Genomic DNA, 26,400 nt, shown 5'->3' with positions numbered 1-26,400 from the left:
TGCAAAAAATGCGCATGTGTCTGGCGGTTGTTTCTCGATAACCGCAGCAACGGGCGCCACACAGGAGACAACCGTGAGCACCGATATCCTCAACCTCGACCTCGAAACCGCATACACGGCCGTATCGGAAACCTACAAGGGCAAAGGCGACATTCACGCCGCGTGCCGGGAGATGCGCGGCAAGTCCCCGATCTACGTCGGGGACTTCATCAAGCAGTTCGGCGTGCCGACGAACGCCGGCCTCAAACAGGGCACTCGGCCCACGTTCGCGCTGTTCGGCTACAAGGACGTGATGAACGTGCTGCGTGATGCCGACACTTACACCAACGGATTCATTGCCGAGGGACTGGGGGCATTCTTCGATGGCCTGATCATTCTCGCGATGGACGGCGAGCAACACCGGCGCGTGCGGGCCTTGCTGCAACCGGCCTTCATGCCGGATACGGTCAACAAGTGGCGGGGCCAGATCGACCACGTGATCCGCAAGGACTTCCTCGAGCCGATGGTGTCGCAGAGGAAGGCGGATCTGATGGACTTCGGCTTGTACTTCCCGATCCGTGAAATGTACGCGCTGATGGGTTTCCCGACGGACGACACCGAGAAGTACAAGAAGTACGCGGCATGGACCCTGGCGATGGTCGGAGGCAACCAGGTCGACCCCGAGAAGATCGATGAGGCGCGCCGCAATGCCGGGGTTGCGGTCAAACTGCTCTATGACGCCATTCAGGAGGTGGTGGTCAAGCGCCGCGCCGAGGGCTCCCACGGCGACGACATCATTGGGCGCCTGCTGCGTGCCGAATATGAGGGCGAGAGGCTCGACGACCACCAGGTCATCACCTTTGTGCGCTCGCTGTTGCCGGCGGCGGGCGAGACGACCACGCGCACGTTCAGTTCCGTCATGACCCTGTTGCTGACGACGCCGGGGCTGGTCGATCGCGTCAGGGCCGACCGCTCGCTGGTGCCCAAGCTGATCGACGAAGCCGTCCGCTATGAGCCGGTGGCGACCTTCAAGGTGCGCGAGACGGCCAAGGAGGTGGAACTGCACGGCGTGACGATCCCCAAGGGGTCGTTCGTGCAGTGCATGGTGGTATCGGCGAACCGGGACGAGGAGGTGTTCGAGAACCCGGACCAGTTCGACATCGACCGCAAGCTCAAGCCCTCCTTCGGTTTCGGGTTCGGCCCGCACATGTGCATCGGACAGTTCGTTGCCAAGGTGGAGCTCAATTGCGGGATCAACGCGATCCTCGATCTCTTTCCGAACCTGCGGCTGGACCCGGACAAGCCCGCACCGGTCATCGAAGGTGCCCAGCTGCGCGGCGCGTCCCACGTGCATGTGATCTGGGACTGAACCCGGGCACCGTTCCCGCCCGTCGCATGCATGGGCGGCTTCCCGACCTCTTCCGGAATTCAACGATGAGAATCTTCAAGACCGTTCCTCAACGGGGCGATTTCGCCTATCAATGCCTGGTCGGACCGCAGAAAGTCAGCGGTGCCAAGCTCGCAGACCTGCGTGATCATTTTGGGCTCAAGCTCACCAAGCACATGCCCTTCGGCAGCGTGCGCGACGAAGAAGGGCACATCTATTCCTTCGTCCGTGCTGTAAATGCGCCTGGCAGCTCCCCCAACCCGACGAAGTTCATCTATCAGTCCACCCGGATTGACGAGCGCCACATCCGCGTCGACAAGGAAAGGATCCTGCCTCGCGCGATGACGATGTTCCCTAAGCGCTGGCTGGAAGGCGATACCGCCTGCTGGTCCAGCTTGGACGGCGAACCCGGCGAGCCGTGGCTGATTACCGCGTCGGGTGAGCGCTTCAGCTGGAAGGAGGAGGGGCTTCTCGACATCGGTGGGCCGCTTATCGGCAACGGCATGCAGTGGTACCTGCCCGGCGAGGATTGGGGCACCTTCTACGTGTCGCAACTCTACGACGTGTCCGGCATCTGCGAGGGGCGTCCGGTGAAGGGCGTCATCGCGCTCGACCAGGCGTGGATGGCCGACGGCGGTGCCATTCACTTCCAGAAGGACCTCGTCGTAAACAACAAGATGCACGTCATCTGGTGGTCGTTCGCGACGATCTACAAGGACGGGACCTGGGATGCGGGCTCGTTTATGGTCGGTCACGAGAATCTGGGCTACGCGATCTTCCAGAACCACAAGGGCGAGATCTATTGCACGACGGATATCGAGGGCGAGGTGCGACACAAGGAGGGAAGTTATTTCGCCGAAACTGCCCGCATCGTGGTCGATGGCCGGGAGGAGTGGGAGTTCCTGCCTGATCCGAAAGGCGAAATGATGGACTTTGTCGGCGGATTCCCGATCACCGCGCAACAGGAAGGCCGCTGGAGACGTGTGGGTGATACGCGCGAGCCGGATCGCTGGATGGCCTGGGGCGAATCGGACCGCCGCAACGGCAGCGCGCGCAATGTGCGCGGTAGCGAACTCTGACGCGCCCAATGAACACGAGACACGAATAAGGAGCTCCCATGAGCATCGACGCGAAGGCCATCGAGCATTTCCTGCACACACAGCTTGCGCGATGGAACGTCTCCGACAAGGAAGGTTTTCTGGCTGCTTACCGCGAGGTCGCGCCCGGCGGTCTCTCAATCGAATACGTCGGCCGACCGCCCGCTGACGGGTGGCCGGTGCTTGAAGCGATGTGGACCGCGCAGAACGCCAAGATCGACATCGAGGAGGTCGCGATGATCATCAATGGCTGCGAGGCGGCCTGTCACAACCGCAACAGGGTGAAGGGGACCGATGTGACGATCGAAACCATCGAGCTCTATCGCTTCGACGAGGGCGGAAAGCTCCACGTGCGCTACTTCATTCGTCAGCCCTGAACGGGCAGTAACGGCGCGGTCGGGAATAACCGCGATCGCGAACGTCCTCTCTACATCCTGAGGTAGGTGCGGCGTGTTCTGACACCCGGTCAGATCACGCCGTTCTTGTTTCGGAGGGGATTCAGTCGTATATTTGAACAAAAAATCAAAAACTGAACATATAACTACGAGAGGTTGTGCATCGGTGAGGCCGCTCGACCCCGCGATCGAGCGCTTCATGCAGGGTCGGGTGGCTCGTCGAAGTTCTGCAGCCTTGCCTGAGCGTTCTGACCGACGTCTCGCCGGGCAACCCGTTCATCCCAACCGAGGATCCCACCATGGCGAGAATCCAGCCCATTCCCCTCGATGCGTTGCCTGCACCGCTTGCCGACGCAGTGGCGCGGGGGTGCGCCAACCGCATGTTGAGTTCCACCGTCCCGGTGCAGGTCTGGGCACATCGCCCCGAGCTTGCCCAAGCCTGGCTCGCGACCCTGGAAACGATGCACGTGAGTGGGGTGCTCGACGGCCGCCTCCGCGAGCTGGTGCGGCTCAGGATCGCCTCGATCACGACCTGCAAGGCGTGTCAGCTCGCGCGCAAGGACGACGCGGTGAGCGAGGAGGATATCGCCTGCCTGAGCGCGGACGATGCTCGTTTTTCGCCGCACGAGAAGGCGGCGCTGCGATACGCCGAGCTCTTTGCGGCCGACTACATGGCCATCGACGACGCGGTATTCGCCGAGCTCGGCCGCCATTTTTCCACCGCCCAGATCGTCGAGCTGAACATGTTCTGCGCGCTGATGCTAGCGGGTGGGCGCATGACCTATGTGCAGCAGGCGTACGCGGAGTAGGGCGATGCACGAAGGCATCCTCGCCGGTATCCGCGTCGTCGAGATCGCATGCGGCATCCCCGGTCCGGCGGCCGGGTTGCTGCTCTCGGAGGCGGGTGCGGAAGTCATCCGCATCGAAGCGCCGGGCAGCGATGCGGAGCAGGGCACGGCCTTGTTCTCCGTTCTCAACAGGGGAAAGCGTCGGGTCGAGCTCGACCTGGATCGCGATGATGGGCGCGGGCGTCTGCGTGCCTTGCTGGCCGACGCCGACGTGTTGATCCACGACTTCACACCCAGTCGTGCGGCAGCGCTGGGGTTGACGGACGACGCGCTTGCTGCAGCATGCCCGCAGCTTGTTGTCTCGGCAATCACCGGCTGGCCGTCCCGGCATCCACTCGCCGAGGCCTTGCCGCGGGAATCGCTCGTGCTCGCGCGCTTGGGTCTGCTCGATGAGCAGCCTGGTCATCGGCGGGGCCCGATCTTCGTCCGCATGCCATTCGCGAGTTGGCTCGCCGCCTGGTATTGCGTCGTCGGGGTGATGGCGCGTCTGATTGCACGGCGCCGCGACGGGCGCGGCGGGGCGGCTCACACCAGCCTCGCCCAGGCCGCTCTCGCACCGATGAGCATGCACTGGTCACGCGCCGAAACGCCGACACCGGCGTTCGCGAAAGGGCTCGACAAGACGACGCCCATTCCGCTGCACCGCTGTTCCGACGGGCGCTGGATCCATGTGCACTACTCGCCAGACAAGGCCCCTTGGATGGCAGCGGCGCTCGCGGCGATGGGGCCGGAGGCGGTCGCGGCCGAGAACGCGAAATATCCGCCCAGCCACGTTGCGCCAAACTTCGGCGCGAATAGGGTAATCATTGCCACGCGCCCCGCGCAGGAATGGGTCGAACACTTCTGGCAGCACGACGTGGCCGCACAGGTGGCGGCCCCTTTCGGTGAGATATACCGCGACGAACAGGCGCGTGCCAACGGATTTGTCGTGATGGTGGATGATCCCGTCATCGGTCGCGTGTTCGAACCCGGGCCGGCGTACACCACCGACCCTCCCCCGCGCCTGCGCGGCGGGTTGCGGCCTCTTGAATCCGACCCGGCTTGGAGCGTCCCGCGCGCGCATGCATTCGACGGCGCGGCGAAGGGGCAGCCGGGGAGCGCACCCCTCGCGGGGCTCAGGGTGCTCGACCTGGGCGCCTACCTCGCGGGGCCCTTCGCGACGCAGCTCCTCTCCGACCTCGGCGCCGAAGTCATCAAGGTGGAACCCCCCGGTGGCGATGCAATGCGCCGTCTGGAACGGATCTTTGCCGGCACGCAGCGTGGCAAGCTCGGTGCGACGCTCAAGCTCGGCGATCCGGCCGCACAACTGGCACTCGCGGCGCTGGTGCGCTGGGCCGACGTGGTTCATCACAACGTCCGCCTGCCGGCCGCGCACAAGCTGGGTATCGACTACGAATCACTGAAGGCGATCAATCCGGCGCTCGTGTATTGCCACATCAGCTCCTACGGTCCGCTGGGACCGCGCAAGGACTGGCCCGGGTTCGACCAGCTGATGCAGGCGGCCTGCGGCTGGGAAGTGGAATGCGGCGGCGAGGGGAGGCCGCCGATGTGGTTGCGCTTCGGCGTCGGGGACTACTTCGCCGCGCTGTCGTCAGTGTTCGCACTCCTGCTCGCGCATTTTCAGCGCCAGATAACGGGCGACGGACAGGCGGTGGCGGCATCGCTCCTCGGCGCGACGCTACTGACCGTGGGCGAGGCCGTGATGCGCGCCGACGGCAGTCTGTCCCCGATCGATCACCTCGACGCGGCGCAGACCGGCGTGTCGCCGGATCACCGTCTGTATCGCTGCGCGGACGGCTGGCTGGCTGTCGCCGCGCTGCGGCCGGAGGAAGCGCGGGCGCTCGCCGCCTTGGCCGGGAACGATCGCGAGGCCTGGTTTGCGGCGTTCAGCCGCGAGACGGCCTGCGAGTGTCTGACCGCGGCGGGGGTGCCTTGCGAGCCCGCGCTCGAAAACCCCGGTCTGAGCTTTCTCGACGACGACGGCTGCCGACGGGCGGGGCTGCACGCCGCCTATCCGCACGCGGTGTATGGGCACCTCGAACAGGTCGGCGCGTACTGGAACTTTTGCGACCTGCCCCTCGCCCTTGACCGGGCACCGCCGGCGTTGGGCGAGCACAGCCACAGGGTGTGGCGATCGGTCGGGCTCGACGAAGGGCAGATTCAAAGCATGGTCGCCGCGGCCGTGACCAATCCCTGACGCATGGACGAAGGAGAAACGAACACGTGAACGAACTGGACTTCAGCGGCAAGACGGTACTCGTGGTGGGAGGATCGAGCGGGATCGGCAACGGCATGGCGCAGGCCTTCCGTCGGCGCGGGGCGAGCGTCCACGTCTGGGGCACGCGACCGACCGCCGCCGATTATGCGGATTCGGCCGACTCGAACCTCGAGGGACTCGCGTATGCGCAAGTGGACGTGGCCGACGCCGATGCGGTGGCGTGCGCGCCGGTGCCGTTCGAGCGGCTCGACGTGCTGATCTGCTCGCAAGGCACGGTGCGCTACAACCGCGAGGAGTTCAAGGTGCCGGCCTTTCGGGAGGTCGTGAATGTGAACCTCGTGAGCCTCATGGCCTGTGGCGACAAGTTCCACGACATGCTCGCCGAGAGCCGCGGATCGATGATCATCGTGAGTTCGGCCGCGGCCTTCCATTCCACGGTCGGCACCCCGGCCTACAACGCTTCCAAGACGGGGGCCTACGGCCTTACCCGCACGCTGGGCGAAGCGTGGGCACGTGACGGCATCCGCGTGAACGGCATCGCCCCCGGGCTCGTCGCGACCAAGCTTACCCGCATCACGACGGATCACCCCAAGCGCCTGGAGGCGTCGCTCAAGAATATTCCCCTCGGCCGCCTCGGCACGCCGGAAGAGATGGCCGGTGCGGCGCTCTTCCTCGCTTCGCCGCTGGCGTCCTACATGCTCGGCCAGACCCTGCTGGTCGATGGTGGCCTGCTGCTCGCCTGATGGAGATCGAAGATGGCATGGGATTTTGAGACCGACCCGGAATTCCAGCAGGAACTCGACTGGATCGACCGCTTCGTGCGCGAGGAGGTCGAGCCGCTCGAGCATGTCCTCGGCAGTCCCTGGAATATCCACGATCCGCGCTTCGAGGCGCTGGTCCGCCCGCTGCAGCGCGAGGTGAAGGCCAGGAATCTGTGGGCTTGCCACCTCGGACCGGAACTCGGCGGGGCGGGCTATGGCCAGGTCAAGCTGGCGCTGATGAACGAGATCCTCGGTCGCGCGCTGTTCGCGCCCATCGTGTTCGGTGCGCACGCGCCCGACTCGGGAAACTGCGAGATCCTCGCGCACTACGGCACGCCCGAACAGAAGGCGCGCTACCTCGAGCCGCTTCTCGACAACCGCATCGTGTCCTGTTTTGCGATGACTGAGCCGCAGGGGGGCGCCGATCCGAAAGTGTTCACGACGCGAGCCGAACAGGATGGCAACGATTGGCTGATTTCGGGGCAGAAGTGGTTCGCGTCGAACGCTCGCTATGCCGCGTTCTACATCGTCATGGCGATCACCGACCCGACCGTGTCGCCCTACAAGGGCATGAGCATGTTCATCGTGCCTGCCGATACACCGGGAATCGAGATCGTCCGTAACGTCGGCGTCCCTGACGATCCCGAGGCGACTCATGGCTACCTGAATTTCGACCGGGCGCGGGTGCCGGCGGAAAACATGCTCGGCGCGCCCGGCGAGGCCTTCGTCGTCGCGCAGGTGCGCCTCGGCGGGGGGCGCGTGCACCACGCGATGCGCGTCATCGGCCAGTCGCAGAAGGCACTCGACGCGCTGTGCGAGCGGGCCTTGTCGCGCAGCACCCAGGGCTCGCTGCTCGCGGACAAGCAGATGGTGCAGGAGAGGATCGCCGATGCGTGGATCCAGCTCGAGCAGTTCCGCCTGCTGGTCATGCGCACTGCCTGGCGCATCGACAAGTACCAGGACTACATGAAGGTGCGCAAGGACATCGCCGCGGTGAAGGCGACGATGCCCAAGGTGCTGCACGACATCGCGTCGAGCGCATTGCAGGTGCATGGATCGATAGGGGTGTCGTCCGAGATGCCCTTCGTCGGCCTGATCGTGCGCGCCTACCAGATGGGGCTCGCAGACGGTCCGACCGAGGTGCACAAGGTCACCGTCGCCAAGCAGTTGCTGCGCGAGTACACCGGTTGTGAGGACCTGTTCCCGGACTATCACCGGCCGACGGCCGAGGCCGCTGCACGGGCGAAGTTCAGCGCGGTGCTGGGATGAGCGCTCACGGGTGGGCGGCGGAGGTCGATCTCGGACGACTCGCCGAATGGATGGATGCGCAGGGGCTGGGTAGTGGGGCGATCGACTCGGTCACGCCGCTCACCGGGGGCACGCAGAACGTCCTGCTGCGCTTTTTTCGGGACGGCGCCGAGTACGTCCTGCGCTGCCCGCCGCCGGGCGCAAAGCCCGAGATCCACGCGACCTTTCTCCGTGAGGCGCGGCTGCTCGGAGCACTTGCCGGCACGGCGGTACCACACCCGCGCCTGATTGCTGCCTGCAGGGATGCGTCGGTGCTCGGTGCGCCGTTCTACCTGATGGCTCCGGTGGATGGCTTTACCGCAACGCCCACGCCGCTCCGGGGGCTCTATGCCACTGATCCGACGTGGCGCCATGCGATGGGGCTGTCGATGGTCGATGCCTTGCTGCGCCTGGGCGAGGTCGCGCCCGATGCGGTCGGACTGGCGGACTTCGGGCGGCCGGAAGGGTTTCTTGAGCGGCAAGTGCCGCGCTGGCTCATGCACCTCGAGCGCTGCGCGGAGCAGCCCGGTTGGCCGGGGCCGCAGGCGCTGCCTGGTGTGCGCGAGGTGGCCGACTGGCTCGAAGCGCACGTGCCGGCAGCCAACGTTCCGGGGCTGATGCACGGCGATTATCACTTCGGCAACGTGATGTTCCGGCATGACCGGCCGGCGCTTGCAGCGATCATCGACTGGGAGCTTGCGACGCTGGGGGATCCGCTGCTCGACCTCGGCTGGCTCGTCGCGACCTGGCCCGACCGCGACGGGCGGGGCGCCGGCACCATCCGTATCGCGCCCGCCGACGGTCTTCCCTCGACTGCCGAACTCATCGAACACTATCGCCAGCGCACCGCGCGCGACCTGTCGGCGATCGATTGGTACGTCGCGATGGCACGCTTCAAGCTCGGCATCATGCTCGAGGCGAGCCATGCGCGATCCTGCGCAGGCAAGGCACCGGCGGAAACCGGCGCGCAGCATCATGCGTCCGCGGTGCGCCTGCTCGAAGCGGCGATCGCGGGGATCGAGGTGCGGGCGTGAATGGGCGCGGTGTTTCCCCGGCATCCATGCGTAGCGCCCTGGTGGCGCTGGTCGCATGCCAGGTCGGACTGCACGCCTGCGTGCAGGGGGCTCGCCTGGCCGCGCCGCTGAGCGTCCTTCGGCTGGGGCATTCCGAGTGGGCGGTGGGGCTCGTGATGACGATGTTCGCGCTCTTTCCCGCGATCTTCGCTATCCCGGCCGGACGGCTTGCCGATCGGCACGGCTACCATCTGCCGGTGCGCATTGCGGCCGGCCTGTCGCTCGCGGGTGCGTTGCTCGCAGCGTCGGTACCCCATCTCATTGCCCTGTGTGCGGCCGCTGCGTTGTGCGGCGCGGGCTCGGGTTTCGGCATGATCGCGATCCAGCGCACGGCCAGCCGATTCGCGCGGGACGAGGCGGATCGGCTTCGCGTGTTCAGCTGGATCGCGCTCGCTCCGGCCGTGGCGGGACTCTTCGGGCCGATGATGGCCGGCGTGCTGATCGATCATCTCGGCTTTTCGGCGGCGTTCGCCGCGCTCGCGCTGCTTCCGTTCGCGACCCTGGTGATCGCCCAGGCGGTCCCGCATGAAAGCCGGGCGCCGGTCTCCGCGTTGAACCGCAAGCAGCCGTCCGCTTGGGGCCTGCTCCGCCTGCCGTCGTTCCGGCGCCTGCTCCTCGTCAACTGGCTGGTGTCGGCCAGTTGGGACGTGCATGGCTTCGCGTTGCCGATTCTCGGGGTCGAACGCGGCTTCAGCGCATCGGCGCTGGGGGCGGTGCTGGCGGCCTATGCGGTGGCGTCGATGTCGGTGCGCGTCGTGATCCCGTTTGTGGCCGAACGCCTGCCGCGACGCCATTTGCTTGCGGGGGCGCTTTTCATCACGTGTCTGGTGTTCGTGCTGTATCCACTGCTCCAGAGTGCATGGGCCATGGCGCTGTGCGCCGCGACCCTCGGCCTTGCGCTGGGCGCGATCCAACCGACGATTCTCGCGACGCTGCATCAGGTCACGCCCCGCGAGCGGCACGGCGAGGCGCTGGCTTTCCGCTCGATGACGGTGCACGCCTCGATGACCGCGATGCCCCTCCTTTTTGGCGCCATTGGGGCGAGTGCCGGCGCGGCCGTGCTGTTCTGGGTGATGGCCGCGGCGCTCGGTCTCGGGGGCCTGCAGGCCCGGCGGATCGACACGGACAACGGGGCTCCCGCGCGCCGCGAGGAACATCCACAAGAGGAGGAGAGGACATGCAGCTGAGCGGAAAACGCCTCATCGTGACCGGCACCGCAGGGGGCATCGGTGCGAGTGCACTGCGCGGACTGGTGGCGGCCGGTGCGCGGCTGGCGGCGCTGGATGTGAATGACGAGGCCGGCCGCGCGGAAGTGGCGCGCGCCAATGCGGGTGCCTCGGGCGAGGCGAGGTATTTCCACTGCGACATTCGCGAGCGTGCCGAAGTCGATAGGATCGTCGCGCAGGCTGTCGCCTGGCTGAGCGGCCTCGACGGACTGGTGAACATCGCCGGCGTCGAGCGCGCGGCGCCGGCCGAAGCGATCGTCGAGGCTGACTGGGACCTCATATTCGACGTCAATGCGCGCGGCACCCTGAACACCAACCAGGCCGTCTTTCCGCATCTGCGGGAGAAGGGCGGTCGCATCCTCAACTTCGGCTCCGCGGCGGGGGTCATGGGGCTGCCCGGGTGTGCCCACTACTCGGCCGCCAAGGCGGCGGTCCTCGGCTGGACCCGAACGGTGGCGAAGGAGTGGGGGCGACACGGCATCAGCGTGAATGCCGCTGCGCCGGGCATGTGGACACCCATGTACGACGCCCACCGCGCACGAATGGACGCGGATGCCCTGCGGGCGCACGACGCGATGATGGCCGGGTTGATCCCGCTCGGCGGCAAGCTCGGCGACCCCGATCGCGACATGACGCCTTTCGTGGTGTTCATGATGAGCGACGGGGCTCGCTTCATCACCGGCCAGACGCTGGCCGTCGACGGTGGCCTCATGATTCCGTGATGCAGGAGCGAGAACCGTTGCACTGTCGGCTGCACTAACGCGCGCCACGTCCGCATTCCCGCCCCAGGCAGGGCAGGTGTCCTCCGGCCTGCCCTGGTCCCTGCTTGAACACTTGGCAGTACGCATTAAATGGAGCACTATGCGCAAAAGTGTTCAGAAACAGCGCCGTCTTATCCGGCGTGAAGGCACCGTGTCGAGGCCATTGCACATGGCCGGCACAGCGTGTTCGTTCACGACCGGGCGGTGCGCCAACGGAGGAAGACGAAATGAGCAGTGTCAAGGACGTTACGCTGGAGAGCGCGTTCGCCGGAGTGGCCGACAACTACCGCGGTGAGGATGTCGATCTGCATGCGATCTACCGCGAGATGCGGAAGAACTCGCCGATCATTGCCGAGAACTTCATGGGCAAGCTCGGCGTGCCGAACATCGCAGGGCTGGATCCGAACCGGCCGACCTACACCGTGTTCAAATACAAGGACGTGATGACCGTCCTGCGCGATGCCGCAAACTACACCAGCGGTTTCATCGCCGAAGGGCTGGGGGCCTTCTTCGACGGCCTGATCCTCACCGGCATGGACGGCGAGGCGCACAAGAAGGCACGCGGCCTGCTGCAGCCCATCTTCATGCCCGACGTGGTCAACACGTGGCGCGACAGCAAGATGGATCCCATCGTGCGCAACGAGTACCTGTTGCCGCTGGTGCCGAAGAAGAAGGCCGACCTGATGGACTTCGGCCTCCACTTCCCGATTCGCCTGATCTACGCGCTGATCGGTTTTCCCGACGACGAACCCGAGAAGGTCGAACAGTATGCGGCATGGGCGCTGGCGATCCTTGCCGGCCCGCAGGTGGACGCCGAAAAGGCCGCGATTGCGCGCAAGGCTGCAATGGAAGCCGCACAGGCGCTCTACGACGCGGTGAAGGAAGCCGTCGTCGCCGTGCGCCAACGCGGCGCCGAAGGAAACGACCTCATCAGCCGCCTGATCCGGGCCGAATACGAAGGGCGCAAGCTCGATGACCACGAGATCACGACCTTCGTGCGTTCGCTGCTCCCGGCTGCCGGTGAGACCACGACGCGGACCTTCGGCTCGCTGATGGTGTTGCTGCTCGAGCGTCCGGACGTGCTCGACAGGGTCCGCAAGGATCGCAGCCTGGTCGGCAAGGCCATCGACGAGGCGATCCGGTTCGAGCCCGTGGCGACCTTCAAGGTGCGTCAGGCGGCACAGGACCTCGAACTCGGCGGCGTCCGCATCCCGAAGGGTGCCATGGTCCAGTGCATCGTTTCTTCCGCCAACCGCGACGAGGAAGCCTTCGAGAGCAGCGAAGAGTTCGACATCGATCGCAAGCTCAAGCCTTCATTCGGCTTCGGCTTCGGCCCTCACATGTGCATCGGGCAGTTCATCGCCAAGACCGAGCTCCAGGTGGCGCTGAACGCCATTCTCGATCTGTTCCCGAACATCCGCCTCGACCCGGATGAGCCGAAGCCGCGGATTACGGGCGCACAGCTTCGTGGCCCTCACTCCGTCCCGGTCATCTGGGATTGAGGTGGCGCGCGGACCGGCTGAGCCTCCGGCCGATCTGGAAATTTCGTTAAACATGAACACAAAGCAAAAAAGTGTTTAACAAAACGAATTTCTTGCTCTAAGATAGAGGCTCATAACCGGTTCGCGCCCACCGCGGACGCCACTCCAACAGGGGACACACACATGAAGCTCGAAGATCTCATCCTTGTCAGCGTCGATGACCATGCGATCGAACCGCGTGGCGCCTTCGACCGCCACATGCCCGCCAAGTACAAGGGCCGCCAGCCGCGCGTCGAAAACCGCAACGGCCGCGACATCTGGGTGTTCGAGGAGCAGGCAACGGGCTACATGGGACTGAATTCGGTGGTCGGGCGTCCGAAGGAGGAGTACGGCATGGAGCCGCTCTCCTACGAACAGATGCGCCGTGGTACCTGGGACATCAAGGCGCGGGTCGACGACATGAATGCGAACGGCGTGCTCGGCTCGCTGTGTTTCCCGACCTTCCCCGGTTTCGCCGGCCAGCGCTTCCAGGTCATGCCGGACAAAAACGTCAGCCTTGCAGCCATCCAGGCCTACAACGACTGGCACCTGCATGACTGGTGCAACGCTGCTCCGGGTCGCTTCATCCCCTTGATGATGGTGCCATGGTGGGACATGCAGGCCGCCGCGGCCGAGGTGAAGCGCATGGCCGATCAGGGTGTGCATGCCATCACGCTGTCCGACAACCCGACCGTGCATGGCTACCCGTCGATCCACAACCCGCACTGGGATCCCCTGTGGAAGGCGTGCGAAGAGAACAATGTCGTGATCTGCTGCCACATCGGCACCGGGGTGAAGGCGGCTCACGCCTCGGATGAATCGCCGATCGACGCCTGGATCACGTCGATGCCGATCTCGATCTCCAACTCGGCGGCGGACTGGATCTGGGCACCCATGTGGAAGAAGTACCCCAAGCTGCGCATGGCCCTGTCGGAAGGCGGCATCGGCTGGATCCCGTATCTGCTCGAGCGCGCCGACTTCACGCACAACCACCACCACGCCTGGACGAACTCGAACTTCGGCGGCAAGAAGCCCAGCGACATCTTCAACGAGCACTTCATCACCTGCTTCATCGAGGATGCGTTCGGGCTCAGGAACCTCGACTCGATCAACGTCGACATGGTCACGTGGGAGTGCGACTACCCGCACTCGGACTGCACCTGGCCGAACTCCGCGGACGTGTTCTGGCAGCAGGCGAAGAACCTGCCCGACGAGATCATCAACAAGATCAGCCACCTCAACGCGATGCGCGAATTCTCTTACGACCCGTTCGCCATCCTGGGGCGCGAGAACTGCACCGTCGGTGCGCTGCGCGCGCAGGCGACGCATGTCAGCATCGAGCCGGCGCTGGGCCTCGGCGGCGCAGCTCCGCAACGCGATCCCAGCAAGCCGGTGACCTCGGGCGATATCAACAAGATGTTCGCCTCGGCGGACGCGCAGACCGCGCTCTGAGTCCGGCTGCAGTGCGGTTGGCGGGCACGCGGGGCGTGTCCGCCGGCCGACGGTCGTCCGTGCCGTTCGCGGGCGACGTGACCCGGGTCATCCACGCCGTTGCTCAAGCCGACGGCCCACTATCGAACGCGCCATGTCCATAGACCAGTTCAAGTACAGTCGCATTCCACCGGAGGCCGAAGCACTTCGTGCGGAAGTGCGTGCCTTCCTCGCCGAAGCCCTGAAGGACTACCCGGCGGTCCGCCGGGCGGATTCCTGGATGGGGTTCGACGCCGAATTCAGCCGTCGCCTGGGAGCGAAGGGCTGGGTCGGCATGGCTCTGCCCAAGCGCTATGGTGGCGGCGAGGCGAGTCCCTTCGCGCGCTACGTCGTGATCGAGGAGCTGCTCGCCGCCGGCGCGCCGGTGTCCGCGCACTGGTTCGCCGATCGCCAGAGCGGCCCGCAGATCCTGCACTACGGCACCGATGCGCAGAAAGAACGCCACCTGCCGGCGATCTGCCGCGGCGAACAGTTTTTCTGCATCGGCATGAGCGAGCCCAATTCGGGCTCCGACCTCGCTTCGATCAAGACGCGCGCACGCCGTGAAGGGGACAAGTGGGTGGTGAATGGGCAGAAGGTGTGGACCACCAACGCCCACCGCTCGCACTACATGATCGCGTTGGTACGCACCGGCGAGAACAGCAAGCGCCAGGAAGGACTCTCGCAGTTCATCATCGACCTCAGTCTGCCGGGCATCACCATCCGGCCGATCAAGGACCTGACGGGCGCCGAGCATTTCAACGAGGTCTTCTTCGACGAACTCGTACTCGATGCCGACGCCATCATCGGTACCGAAGGGCAGGGCTGGGGGCAGGTCACCGCCGAACTCGCCTTCGAACGCAGCGGTCCCGAGCGCTTCCTCAGCTCGATCGCGCTGCTCCACACGCTCATCGACGCGGTGGGCCGTAGTCCTGATGCCCTGCAGGCCAAGGAGATCGGCCGCTTCGCCGCGCGACTGGTGACGCTGCGCAACATGTCGTTGGCGGTGACGGCCCAACTCGCGGCGGGCAACAACCCGGCGTGGGAGGCCTCGGTCGTGAAGGATCTCGGTGCGGTTTTCGAGCAAGAGATTCCGGAAGTCGCGCAGCTGTTGTGCGAGCTTCCGCCAACCGTTCAGGGCGGCAGCGACCACGCCCAGGTGCTGGCCTATCTGACCCAGATGGCGCCATCGTTTTCACTGCGCGGCGGCACGCGGGAGATTCTCCGCGGCATCATCGCGCGCGGATTGGGGCTGCGTTGATCATGAGAGACCTATTCGATTCCTCTGTCGAGCGCCTGTTCTCGGACCTCGTCACCGCCGACGCGGTGTTGGCTTGCGAGGGCGGCGAATGGCCGACGGAGCTGTGGACGGCTGTCGAAGCATCCGGATTCACGCTGGCACTGGTGCCGGAGTCGCTCGGCGGTGCAGGTGCCACGTGGGCGGATGTATGTGGTGTGCTGCGTCTGGCCGGCCGCTTCAACCTCCCGCTGCCGCTGCCCGAAGCGATGCTCGCCAATTGGTTGCTGGGTGCGAGCGGACTGGCCGCCGTGTCGGGAACGCTGAGTGTTGCCGCGCGCGGCACACTGCGCCTGGAAAACGGCCGTGTGACCGGGGCCGCTGTCGATGTGCCATGGGGGCGCCACGTCCGCCACGTGGTGGCCGTCGCAGCGGGCGCGGCGCCGGCGGTGGTGCTCCTGCCGACCGAGGCGGCGACGGTGGTGCGTACCGTGAATACGGCCGCCGAACCGCGCGACACGCTCAAATTCGAAGCGGTGGTGCCGCTCGCAAGCGCGGCTTTGCCGACGGCACTGTCGGCCGACGTGCTCAAGCTTGGCGGTGCAATGATGCGTGCCGCGCAGATTGCGGGCGCGCTCGAAACCGTGTTGGCGATGGCCACCACGTATGCCGGTGAGCGCGTGCAGTTCGGCAAGCCGATCGGCAGTTTCCAGGCGATCCAGCACCAGATTGCAGTCCTCGCCGAACATGCGGCGGCCTCCGTGATGTCCGCCGAAGCGGCCTTCGCCGAGTCGGACGATCGGCTCGCACGCCTGCCGGTGATGGCGGCCAAGATCTGCGCCTCCGAGGCCGCGGGGATCGGGGCGGGTGTCGCCCACGCCGTGCATGGCGCGATCGGCTTCACCCACGAACACGCCCTGCACCTGACGACCCGCAGGCTGTGGTCGTGGCGCAGCGAGTTCGGCTCGCTCACCGACTGGTCGCAGCAGCTCGGTCGCGCGCTCTGCGGCGCCGGCTCCCAGGCATTGTGGCCATCGGTTACCGCCGGCGTGCTCGCCGCATACGAGGAGACTGCAGCATGAAACCCTTTCTGATCCTCGAACGCGAGGACGCCATCCTCACCGTCCGCATGGATAGCCCGGAGACGCGCAACGCGCTCTCCGACCCGTCACAGATGCAGGAGTTCGTCGACCTGTGCGCCAACGTCCGCACGGACCGCTCGATCAAGGTCGTCGTACTCACCGGCAACGGACCGGCTTTCTGTGCCGGCGGCAACGTCAAGGACATGCGCGAACGCGGCGGCATCTTTGCCGGGTCGCCCTATGAGGTGCGCGAGAGCTACCGCAATGGCATCCAGCGCATCCCGCTGTGCCTTTACGACCTGGACGTGCCCGTCATCGCGGCGATGAACGGACCGGCGATCGGCGCGGGCCTGGACTTGGCGTGCATGTGCGATGTGCGCATCGCCGCCGACACCGCGAAGTTCGCGGAAAGCTTCGTGAAGCTCGGCATCGTGCCGGGTGATGGCGGTGCGTGGCTGCTGCCGCGCATCGTCGGTATGCCCAGGGCCAGCCTGATGGCGCTCACCGGCGACATGATCGACGCCCAGACCGCGCTCGCGTGGGGCCTCGTGACCGAGGTGGTACCCGCAGCCGAGCTCGAGACCGCGGCGCTGGGCATTGCCCGGCGCATGGCGGCTAATCCGGCCCACGGCCTGCGCCTTACCAAGCGCCTGCTGCGGGAAGGCCAGCACATGCGTCTCGATTCGCTGCTGGAGATGTCGGCGGCCTACCAGGCGCTTGCCCATCACACCGAAGATCACATGGAAGCGGTCGCAGCCTTCGTCGAGAAGCGCGAACCGAAATTCACCGGCCGCTGAGCCGGGAAACTGCACGAGAACAGGCGGAGGAACAAGGATGCGGACCGTATTCCGTGAAGATCATGAAATGTTCCGCGAGATGGCGCGGCGCTTCATCGAGAACGAGATCGTCCCCCACCTGCACGAGTGGGAGGCGGTCGGGATCGTGCCGAAGTCGGTCTGGCGCAAGGCGGGCGAGGTCGGCCTGCTGTGCTCGACGGTGCCGGAGGAATACGGCGGTGCGGGTGGCGATTTCGGCCACTCGGCGGTGATGATCGAGGAGCTGGCGCGGGTCAATGCGACCGCGATCGGCTTCACGACCCACTCCGAGATCGTCGCCCCTTACATCGTTGCCTACGGCAGCGAGGCGCAGAAGAAGAAGTGGCTGCCGCGGATGGTTGCGGGCGAGATCATCGGCGTCATCGCGATGAGCGAGCCCGGCATCGGTTCCGACCTGCGCTCGATGCGCACCAGCGCACGGCGCGATGGCGACGAATACGTCATCAACGGCCAGAAGACCTTCATCACCAACGGTGGCAACGCGGACCTGATGGTCACCGCGACCAAGCTCGACCCCAATGCGAAGGAGCTCACGCTGATCTGCGTCGAGGCCGATCGCCCCGGATTCTCCAAAGGCCGGCTGCTTGAAAAGATCGGACTGAAGGGCCAGGACACCTCGGAACTCTTCTTCGACGACGTCCGTGTCCCGGTCGAGAATCGCCTCGGCGACGAGAACAAGGGCTTCGGCTATCTCACGCACCAGCTCGCGTGGGAACGCACCATCATCGGCATTCGCGCTGCCGCCTCCATCGAGGCGCTGATCGACGACACGCTCGAGTACGTGCGCGAGCGCAAGGTGTTCGGCAAGACGGTCTTCGATTTCCAGAACACCAAGTTCAAGCTCGCCGAATGCAAGGCGCAGGCAACCATGCTGCGCGTGTTTGTGGACGACTGCCTGGGCAAGGCCATGCGCGGCGAACTCTCGCCCGAGGTCGGCGCGATGTGCAAGCTGGTCGGTTCCGAGATGCAGGGCAAGGTGCTCGACGAACTTCTGCAGCTGCACGGCGGCTACGGCTTCATGAGCGAGTACAAGATCAGCCGTGCTTGGGTCGATGCACGCGTCGCGCGTATCTACGGTGGCACGTCCGAGATCATGAAGGAAATCATCGCCCGCTCGCTCTGAGCAGACCAGACCGCGCGGGCGTGACGCAGATTATGTCTTCTCCTCCGACGGTGCGCGGTGCGCTGCCGGTTTACGGGACCTCGGCAACACGGTCCCGCTCTTTCTTCTGTGGGGACGCCCTGCGTCACGGGCGCCCCCGCACGCCGCAGGACAAACGGGAGAACGCAGCATGAAAGAAGGGCAAACCGACGACGCCGGTGACGCGGACCTGCGCGGTGGCGTATCGCGCGAGGCGGCGGAAGACGCCGTACGCACCCTTATCCGCTGGGCCGGCGACGAACCGGGCCGCGAGGGGCTCGTCGATACGCCCTCGCGCGTCGTGCGCGCCTACGAAGAATTCTTCGCCGGCTATTCGCAGGACCCGGCCGAAATCCTGGCTCGCACCTTCTCCGAGGTCGAGGGCTACGACGAGATGATCGTCATGAACGACATCCGCTTCGAAAGCCACTGCGAGCACCACATGGCGCCGATCATCGGCAAGGCGCACATCGGTTACCTCCCGAACCACCGCGTGGTCGGCATCTCCAAGCTCGCGCGGCTGGTCGAGATCTACGCAAAACGCCTGCAGATCCAGGAAAAAATGACGGTGCAGATCGCCGACACGCTGCACTCCGTGCTGCAACCCAAGGGCGTCGCGGTTGTCATCGAGGCGTCCCACCAGTGCATGACCACGCGCGGGGTGCACAAGCCCGGCGCAGGCCTCGTCACCAGCCGGATGGTCGGCGCGTTTCGCGAAGACGCCTCGACGCGCCGCGAATTCCTCGCGATGATCGGCATGGGCGGCCCGCGCGGCCTGCCGAATACCTGAACGGAGACCGGAAATGAGCGAGCAGGCGACCCCCTGGAGCGACGAATTCCTCCTCGGCTATGGGCCGATGGACGACATCCACCACGAGTTCGTCGAGCTCGTGCACGCCATGCAGGTCGTCGGAGACGAAGTCTTCCCGGCGCTGCTCGACCGTTTCGCCGCCCACGCCGAGCACCACTTCGCGGAGGAAGCCGCCTGGATGTCCGCGGGAAACTTCCCGGCGCGGGACTGCCACATCGAGGAACACGAGAAGGTCATGGCGTCGGTGCGCGAAGTGCAGCAGATGGTCGCGGCGGGCAACATCGAGGTCGGGCGCCGCCTCGCGGTCGCGCTCGAGGAGTGGTTCCCGGGCCATGCGACCTACATGGATTCGGCGCTGGCGCAATGGATGGTCAAGCGCAGTACGGGGGGCGTGCCGCTGGTCCTGAAGCGCGCGGTGACGACCTGAAAGTCGGCTAGGTAGGCGCGCTGCGGTGGCTATGGCAGAGCCGGGTTAGGTCGGTGACGTCGGCTGCGGTATCCAAAGTGCACTTTGTGCGACCATTCATCACTCAGTTGTGATGTTCCCTGCGCACTGACCGTCGTTCGGCCAATCCTGTCGGCCAGCTTACGTCCCCGGAGCGGCGGTACTCTTGCGCAAAGCCGCCGCACGGGGCTAGTACGGAAAACAGCAAGCAGCGACAAGCAAATTCTCCGACATCGATTGACGAAATGATCCGGCGAGGAGAACAGCTTCTCTTGTCGGCTCCTGGGACCAGCTGAATCCCGGAAAGCCGCGACGTTCCCAGGGTTGAATCAACTTCGTGACGAACTCGTTCGTTACCGATCGGGCGGACTTCTCTGACGCGAATGATGGTTTCCTGATCGAATGCGGAATGCTTACAATCGACCATGAGCGGTCGATTGCAGATTCGGACTCAAGAAGGCTGTTGTTGACGGACCAGAACTGAGCCCGTTGGCCGTCGTCGCACAGAGGCCGGCCGATCTGCCGGGGATTGCCGGTCGACAGAGAGGCGCCGTCTCGCGACCCGACTTACCGCAGATGAATCCGCGGACCAGCGAAGCGAACACCCTCAACATCCACGAGTTACCTGTGTGGGTGAGTTAAGGATATTTGAACCGCGCATCAAGCCTCTAAGAATGGCAGTCTGGGTTCTGGACTACTGAAACAGAGGCAGGGGAAACTATGAGCTTTATGGAAATTGCGCCGGCGATTGCCTGTGTGGCAGCACCCATTGACGACGAAGTACTGTTCAAACACCTCTTCGCTCCGGACACCCTGGAAGCAGTCTTCAATGAGGAGTTTGCAAGCACGACTGGCAAGGGCGTCGATCGCCTCAATGGATTCCAATACGCGCTGAACGCAAAGAAGGATCTCGGCGTTGCGTCCGCAAAGATCTTTAATGGGCAGTTCCGGTTCTCACCGTTCCTCGAGGTCCTGAAGACAAAAGGCCGGGATAAGCCGCCTCGGCTGATCGGCATACCTACGGTGCGCGATCGAGTTGTACTGAAACAGCTAAACAAATTTCTGGCAGCCCTCTATCCGGAGCGGGTTCCGAAGAATGTCGCTAGCACCTATGTCAGAGAGATCGCCGTCGATCTTATCGGCCGATCTCCAACTGAAACCTGGATCTGCAGCACTGACATCAAGACATTCTATGATTCGATCCGACAGAACCGGCTACTTAAGGTGCTTGCCAAGAGGGTGAAGTACAAAAGCGCGATCAAGCTGATTGGACACGCCCTGTCGACGCCGACTGTCCCCAAGAACACTCATCGTTCTCGACACAAAGAGTTCAGTCCAAAGGACGGCGTGCCACAAGGACTGGCAATATCGAACCTCCTGGCATCCATCTACATGCAAGACGTGGATGAGGCGATGACCAAGCTCGGGGTAAGTTACTACAGGTACGTTGATGACGTCCTGATGTATGGACCGGAGCCGATAGTACAAACTGCGTTTCGTTCGTTGCGCTCGCGCCTCACGTTAAGAGGCTTGTCATTGCATCCGAAGGGATCTAGCAAAACCCACATCGCACCGCTTTCGAAGCCATTTGGATATCTCGGTTACATATTTCGCTTGCCAATCATCTCGGTGAGAGATTCGACAGTCGAGCGGTTCCTACAGTCGATTGCAGCGAAGTTCAGCGACTACATCCACAACAAGTCTCGAAGGCTGGCCAAGTTCAAGTACCTAACCGAAGATCGCCTGAAGGAGATCTTTCTTCTTGAGCTAAACGAGCGCATAACCGGGGCCATATCTCAGAAGAAGCGCTACGGCTGGATCGCCTACTTCAATCAGATCAGCGACTTGTCTTTACTTCATCGCCTTGATGCGGCGATCGAAGGCATGTTCAAGCGAATGCTAGATTTCGGACACAAAGCTCCGTCTGAATTAAAGACGCTACGCCGTGCGTACTTCGAGATGAAGTTCAATCCGCAAGGTGGTTACGTGCGGAATTACGACAAGATCACCAATCAAATCGAGATGCTTGCTTTCCTCAGTGAACGAGGCCGGGTCGACCCGGCGGAGACGCTGACTGACGCCGAGATCAAAGACAGGTATGAGAAGTACTTACGCCACATTCTGGCTGCCATGCATTCGGACGAAGGTGTCATATACGGGTAAGTGGGTTAAAATCTACTCGCAGGCGATGCCTATCGCGTAAGCGATACCTCGTCAGACCTCGGTCTAGCGGGCGGAAGTGCTCCCTACCCATGCGAAGCATGGGGCGCCGCCTTTGGCGGAGAAACCTTCTTGGGGGGACGCTCTGCGTCACCGCCTTGGAAGTGGATATGACCTGATTCATCAGGCATTGCCTGCACCCTTTGTGCCAGTTGGATTTACTCTATGAAACAGTTTCTGTCGGACCTGCGGACGTTTTCCTGGCGGACTGCCGGTGCACGGTACAACGCAGCTCGCCGGCTGAAGCATCGTGAGTGGTTTTCGACCTTCAGTCTTGCAGCGCTTTCCGCGCTGAGCATTGCAGTGGCCTTTGCGCAGAAGGTCTACTCGCCCACGCCGGGGACTCCGCTGGACAACTACTTATCCTCGCTGGCCGCGGCACTTGGGGTTTTTCTGTTGGCGATCAGCCTCATGGAGTGGGGGGCGGGATACGGCGCAAAAGCCGAAGCTCTGCACCGAAATGCTGAACTTTTGACCGCCTTCCAGCTGAAACTGGCGCAAGCCCTAGCGCAGATCGATGCAAGCAGGCCGCTCGCAAACAAGGAAGTGGATGACCTACGGATTGAGTATGAGGCAATCAAGGACAAGTGCCCACACAACCACGCTCCCTGTGATGATGCATTATTTAGGGCGCATCAGAGACTGGCGGAAGAGTTCGAAGGGAAGAATGGGAAGCCGACGATGAGTCGTCCGGAGGCAGTGCTGACACGAGTGCGCTGGCGCGCCTCCGAGCTCTGGTTCTTCGGAATCGTGTGGATCTTGGTGCTCGGGGCGCTGGCCTACTCATGGTGGATTCCAAAGTCTTGAACGACCGAGCAAAATCCGGTGGGTTTGACAGAGCATGCTATCCCGGTTCTCACCCCACTCCTACTGGAGAACAGCTGTGTCGAAGCCGGCAGAGTCAATGTCTTGCCGCTGCCCTGCAGCCCTGCAGCCCTGCAGCCCCTTCCACTCGTGAATTTCAAATGGTAACCGTGCATGGCGCTTGAGACCATTCCGATTCAGAGCATTTGGCGCCTGTTCAGATGGCTGCCCGGCTTTCTACTTCGCCAATACTTCACCCAAGAAAAACTGGCACAATTGATTTATCTCGATCTTCGCCCTCGTCACAACTCGGCGACTGTCGATCTCGGTGAGTCCGCATCTTTCTCTTTGTACCTTTTAGCGATCAATCTCTCGCCATTTTCCGTTGAACTGGATCGCGCCGGCTTTCGTTGCTGGATTGGCGGCGCGCCGCTCGATGCGGCGATACTGAAGAAGCAGTTGATCAGCCCTGGTGAGATCGCCTGTCTCTATATCAGCGGCACGATTCCGGACGGCCTAGCCAATCAAATAGCGAAGAATTTGGACAATGCAGCAGGGCTGGATGGAAATATCGAATTCAACTGTAGCGTCCGCCCCTTTTCAAAGACTGTTGGGCTCCTCGATGGTATCTGCCCAAAAATCTACAATGCGCATCTTCGAAGAAATACATGAACGTCCAGAGTGCGCGCTTCGCCTATTGATGATAGTTGTAGCGTAAGTTCATGGTGCGAAAATCGGCCTGATACTTACAACCAGCGCTATGCATCGGGCTGCAACCAGCAGCATTGCTGTCGCTCATTCCGAAAAAGCCAGTCGTTAGCATAGGCCGAGGACATGCGTACCGGGGGACAGCGAGCCCCTGCCTCTTCGTCGGCCGGAGCGATCGATGAGGTCGCATGCCAGCGGCGACCGCTGAGCATGCGAAAGCTGACGTCGATACGTTCTTATCCATAAATGGGGATTCCCAACAAGCTCTTAGCAGATCTATATTTACCCGAAAAAGATATGCTATGGTGAGTTATGAAGACATAAATGGATATGCACGGCGTGGCGGCAGCTCTCGCTTTGGCACAGGAGCAAGACAAACAGCAACCGACAAAACGCGACCTTGTCGATAGCTGCAGACATCGCATCTGAAGGAGGACTTCTTTGCTGAAACCAGAACTGCGTCACTTCGAGCGCGCCGCCCGCGAGATTGCAGAGCATGGCGATAACGACACGCTCCCGTTCGATGTCGATATCCGATTCTGTAGGGACGAGGCTCCGGCTCTCGCGTCGATTGCGTATGGCTTCTACTCCGAGCTCCGTGACAGCAAGGCGGAAAAGGACAACCACGAGCGAATCGCGGAGCTGCACGTCTACAACGAGCGCCTTCTTGCTCCATCCGGTCCAACCGGATTTCGAGTCATCACCAAGATTCACCTGTTCTGGAACATCTACCTCAACGGTCTTGCCATCGCCATCGCAGAGGCGCTCGAGCCGCATCGGTCTGCAGGCGCGCACTCTTACCGATTCCTGGCCGCGGGTGACAAGGACCTGTTCGATAGCACGCGCTCTTGGCGCGCGTTCAAAGAAGAGACCGTCCAACAAGCGTCGATAGTGCCGGAACATTCGGTCATCGTGCAGACTGACATCTCGAGCTTCTATGAACACGTCTCGCATCATTACATTGAGAATCTCATCAACCGCCTGGGCGGCGACGCTTCGGCCGTATCCAAGCAGGTCAATGCACTGCTAAGCAAGCTCTTTGCCGGGCGCTCGTTCGGCCTTCCAGTCGGAGGGCAAGGCGCACGTATTCTTGCGGAGCTCGTTCTGAACGAGGTGGATACCGCCATGGGGGCCAAAGGCGTCTGGGGCAACCGCTATGTCGACGACTATGTCCTAGTTGCGGCCAACACCGCGGAAGCCTATAGAGCCTTGGGCGTCCTGGCGCAGAGCCTGATGGATTACGGCCTCACTTTAAACAAGTCAAAGACAGTGTTCCTCTCCGCCAAGCACTACCGCGACTATGTGGCTTCGCAACTGGGCGGAGATGACGCGGAAGCGGCCAAGCTACGAAAAATTGATCTCAAGTTCGACCCTTACTCGGACAATCCCGAAGCAGACTACGACTCGCTAGTCGAGACGGTCGAAACACTCGAGGTTCGTCAGCTTCTCAACCGCGAGCTTGAGAAGGCGCTTCCCGATACGTTTCTAGTTACGCAGATTGGCAGGACCATTCGTCTTCACGAACCTGCAGTGGCTCTTGAGATCGCGGCAACGCTGCTGAAGCAGCAGAACCTGCATGCATTTCGCTCCTCCTTTTCAACAATCATGCGGGGCATCGCCAATCTGCGAGGAGATGGAAGATTCGCCGCCATCCATGGGGCAGTGGACCAGTTGCTCGACCAGGTTCCGATTCACTCCGCTCACCTGTTGAAGGCCGATACCAGCCTCCTCCACTACCTACGATGCTTGCGGTTCCAGAGAACGCCCACTCGCGCTAGCTTCGTAAGCGAGCTCTTCGACAAGACTCAGCTTGATGCGGTCCGGCGCGCCTGTATCGACTGCTGGCGCGGTTGGAACGACGCGGTCGCATTCAACCACCTGCGAAACCGTTGGCAGCAGCTCAGCCCTGAATGCCAACGCCTCTATTGGCTGACCTCTTTCTGCTTCGGTGATGAGGGGGATAAAGCGCGCCAGCAGGCCAAACGCGCTGTAGCACAATACTGGGAACTTGGTGTGGAGCTTCCCTTCGATGAACAACGGGACAAGGCAAAGCTCGCGATGCTTCCCCGTGGCGCTGAGCCTCGATTTGCCGCGGTGTTCACGCGCTGGGCGAAGGGTGCTGGCGATGCAGTTTGACCCGCGGACCGTGGCACGGGAAATTCCAGGCATCTTCGACGAGGTGTTCCCTCAACTGACGCCGGGAATAGTTGCCCACCTCAATGCGGAATCGAAAGTAATCCCTGTGCAGCCGCTTCGCCAAGACCTGTTGCTGCAGTCGGCCTTGCAGCGAGCGATGCTCTTCGAGCTGGGATATACCGTCGGAGAACAACTGCTCCAATATCCAGCCGAAATAGACTGGCCAGCCTGCTTTGCCGACACCGTCCGCCGACAACGTGCGTACTTCGATGCCAAGTTGCCCGAGCAACTAGAGCCCGTCGACCAACATTTGGCTGAGACAGTGGGACGGAACCTCGCAGCGACCATGACGTCGCTGAGCGCGTCGGCGGGGCATCCCATCGTCTTTCGTCCGCATATCCCTGGCTTGGAGTGGATTTCCAGTGGCCACGGAGATTTCGCCATTGGTGCGACACTGGTGGAGGTGAAGTGCACGGCCAAGCGATTTTCGTCGGCTGACTACCGCCAGGTTGCCATCTACTGGCTGCTCAGCTTTGCGGCCGCAGTGGAAGGCCGCGGGGAAGAGTGGCGAGACTTCATACTGCTCAACCCGCGAAGTGGGGAGATGGTCATGATGACGTTCGATTCCTTCCTGTCCATTATCAGCAGCGGACGGACGAAGGTGGACATCCTGCAGCTTTTCTTGTCTTTGGTCGGGTCAAGATTGACGAGATAGCGCAATGCCGAACTATTCACGGCACGTCTCGTCTCCAGCCAGCTCGTCACATGCCCCGAATGACGTTTGCTCCTGCTAAGCGGTCGTTCAAGGAATGCAACTTCACCGTCCGCTAAGGTTTAGCGTTGTTCGACGCCTGCCAATCGGGAAGGGCGTCGATGATCGACCGCGGCTGATGGCAGGCGTTGGACAACGCTCCAGGGAGGAAACCGCGGATTGCGGTCGAGGTGCTCAGGAGGGGCG

23 protein-coding genes are annotated in these 26,400 nt (G+C 63.2%); all 23 read left to right on the top strand.

Features of this window, described 5'->3' with window-relative positions:
- Positions 1-73 precede the first annotated feature (73 nt).
- The 23 genes from GPA27_RS15635 (at position 74) to GPA27_RS15525 (ending at position 26,157) form a co-directional block, all read left to right on the top strand.
- Complete coding sequence (locus GPA27_RS15635; protein WP_169141495.1) at positions 74-1,348, top strand: cytochrome P450; 1,275 nt, start codon at positions 74-76, stop codon at positions 1,346-1,348.
- A 26-nt stretch (positions 1,349-1,374) separates the two neighbouring features.
- Positions 1,375-2,445 carry a hypothetical protein gene (locus GPA27_RS15630; RefSeq protein WP_256222976.1) on the top strand — a complete coding sequence of 357 codons (1,071 nt, stop codon included), beginning with the start codon at positions 1,375-1,377 and terminating at the stop codon, positions 2,443-2,445.
- A gap of 38 nt (positions 2,446-2,483) precedes the next feature.
- Positions 2,484-2,840, top strand: coding sequence for a nuclear transport factor 2 family protein (locus tag GPA27_RS15625; RefSeq protein WP_169141493.1), 357 nt, complete (start codon positions 2,484-2,486; stop codon positions 2,838-2,840).
- Between the two features lie 317 nt (positions 2,841-3,157).
- The gene (locus GPA27_RS15620) at positions 3,158-3,667 is read left to right on the top strand and encodes a carboxymuconolactone decarboxylase family protein (protein WP_050416200.1); all 510 of its coding nucleotides are present in this window, start codon (positions 3,158-3,160) and stop codon (positions 3,665-3,667) included.
- Between the two features lie 4 nt (positions 3,668-3,671).
- Entirely contained in the window at positions 3,672-5,903 is a 2,232-nt protein-coding gene (locus tag GPA27_RS15615; protein WP_169141492.1) for a CoA transferase, read from the top strand.
- A gap of 26 nt (positions 5,904-5,929) precedes the next feature.
- Positions 5,930-6,667 carry an SDR family NAD(P)-dependent oxidoreductase gene (locus GPA27_RS15610; RefSeq protein ID WP_096447434.1) on the top strand — a complete coding sequence of 246 codons (738 nt, stop codon included), beginning with the start codon at positions 5,930-5,932 and terminating at the stop codon, positions 6,665-6,667.
- A gap of 12 nt (positions 6,668-6,679) precedes the next feature.
- Positions 6,680-7,954: an acyl-CoA dehydrogenase family protein gene (locus tag GPA27_RS15605; RefSeq protein ID WP_169141491.1), complete on the top strand. Its 1,275-nt coding sequence runs from the start codon at positions 6,680-6,682 to the stop codon at positions 7,952-7,954.
- Positions 7,951-9,006 carry a phosphotransferase family protein gene (locus GPA27_RS15600; RefSeq protein WP_169141490.1) on the top strand — a complete coding sequence of 352 codons (1,056 nt, stop codon included), beginning with the start codon at positions 7,951-7,953 and terminating at the stop codon, positions 9,004-9,006. Before GPA27_RS15605 ends, GPA27_RS15600 begins: the two co-directional genes overlap by 4 nt.
- A 26-nt stretch (positions 9,007-9,032) precedes the next feature.
- A complete protein-coding gene (locus tag GPA27_RS15595) occupies positions 9,033-10,232 on the top strand; it encodes an MFS transporter (protein ID WP_169141489.1) in 1,200 nt (399 codons plus the stop codon).
- Positions 10,223-10,993: an SDR family NAD(P)-dependent oxidoreductase gene (locus tag GPA27_RS15590; protein ID WP_169141488.1), complete on the top strand. Its 771-nt coding sequence runs from the start codon at positions 10,223-10,225 to the stop codon at positions 10,991-10,993. The genes GPA27_RS15595 and GPA27_RS15590 overlap by 10 nt, the downstream gene beginning before the upstream one ends.
- A gap of 266 nt (positions 10,994-11,259) precedes the next feature.
- Positions 11,260-12,534: a cytochrome P450 gene (locus GPA27_RS15585; RefSeq protein WP_096447426.1), complete on the top strand. Its 1,275-nt coding sequence runs from the start codon at positions 11,260-11,262 to the stop codon at positions 12,532-12,534.
- 162 nt (positions 12,535-12,696) lie between these two features.
- Positions 12,697-14,004, top strand: coding sequence for an amidohydrolase family protein (locus tag GPA27_RS15580; protein WP_096447424.1), 1,308 nt, complete (start codon positions 12,697-12,699; stop codon positions 14,002-14,004).
- Positions 14,005-14,137: 133 nt separating this feature from the next.
- Positions 14,138-15,283 (top strand): acyl-CoA dehydrogenase family protein, encoded by a 1,146-nt coding sequence (locus GPA27_RS15575; protein ID WP_096447422.1) that lies wholly within the window; start codon positions 14,138-14,140, stop codon positions 15,281-15,283.
- 2 nt (positions 15,284-15,285) lie between these two features.
- Positions 15,286-16,341, top strand: coding sequence for an acyl-CoA dehydrogenase family protein (locus tag GPA27_RS15570; RefSeq protein WP_096447420.1), 1,056 nt, complete (start codon positions 15,286-15,288; stop codon positions 16,339-16,341).
- On the top strand, positions 16,338-17,138 hold the full coding sequence (locus GPA27_RS15565) for a crotonase/enoyl-CoA hydratase family protein (RefSeq protein ID WP_169141487.1): 801 nt from the start codon (positions 16,338-16,340) through the stop codon (positions 17,136-17,138). Before GPA27_RS15570 ends, GPA27_RS15565 begins: the two co-directional genes overlap by 4 nt.
- A gap of 37 nt (positions 17,139-17,175) precedes the next feature.
- A complete protein-coding gene (locus tag GPA27_RS15560) occupies positions 17,176-18,300 on the top strand; it encodes an acyl-CoA dehydrogenase family protein (protein ID WP_096447416.1) in 1,125 nt (374 codons plus the stop codon).
- A 169-nt stretch (positions 18,301-18,469) separates the two neighbouring features.
- Positions 18,470-19,108: a GTP cyclohydrolase I FolE gene (gene folE / locus GPA27_RS15555; RefSeq protein WP_050416190.1), complete on the top strand. Its 639-nt coding sequence runs from the start codon at positions 18,470-18,472 to the stop codon at positions 19,106-19,108.
- A gap of 13 nt (positions 19,109-19,121) precedes the next feature.
- Entirely contained in the window at positions 19,122-19,556 is a 435-nt protein-coding gene (locus GPA27_RS15550) for a hemerythrin domain-containing protein (RefSeq protein WP_096447414.1), read from the top strand.
- Positions 19,557-20,294: 738 nt separating this feature from the next.
- A complete protein-coding gene (locus tag GPA27_RS15545; protein WP_211165027.1) occupies positions 20,295-21,737 on the top strand; it encodes a reverse transcriptase domain-containing protein in 1,443 nt (480 codons plus the stop codon).
- A gap of 222 nt (positions 21,738-21,959) precedes the next feature.
- The gene (locus GPA27_RS15540) at positions 21,960-22,601 is read left to right on the top strand and encodes an SLATT domain-containing protein (protein ID WP_169141486.1); all 642 of its coding nucleotides are present in this window, start codon (positions 21,960-21,962) and stop codon (positions 22,599-22,601) included.
- A 171-nt stretch (positions 22,602-22,772) separates the two neighbouring features.
- The gene (locus GPA27_RS15535) at positions 22,773-23,270 is read left to right on the top strand and encodes a hypothetical protein (RefSeq protein WP_169141485.1); all 498 of its coding nucleotides are present in this window, start codon (positions 22,773-22,775) and stop codon (positions 23,268-23,270) included.
- A 477-nt stretch (positions 23,271-23,747) separates the two neighbouring features.
- Positions 23,748-25,442: an RNA-directed DNA polymerase gene (locus GPA27_RS15530; protein WP_169141484.1), complete on the top strand. Its 1,695-nt coding sequence runs from the start codon at positions 23,748-23,750 to the stop codon at positions 25,440-25,442.
- The gene (locus GPA27_RS15525; RefSeq protein ID WP_211165026.1) at positions 25,432-26,157 is read left to right on the top strand and encodes a hypothetical protein; all 726 of its coding nucleotides are present in this window, start codon (positions 25,432-25,434) and stop codon (positions 26,155-26,157) included. Before GPA27_RS15530 ends, GPA27_RS15525 begins: the two co-directional genes overlap by 11 nt.
- The last annotated feature ends 243 nt before the right edge of the window (positions 26,158-26,400 follow it).

Origin of the sequence: Aromatoleum toluolicum (assembly GCF_012911005.2) — a bacterium.
Taxonomy (GTDB): Bacteria; Pseudomonadota; Gammaproteobacteria; order Burkholderiales; family Rhodocyclaceae; genus Aromatoleum; species Aromatoleum toluolicum.
Note: the sequence above shows the minus strand (reverse complement) of the source record. Positions and strands in the feature narration are given on the sequence as shown.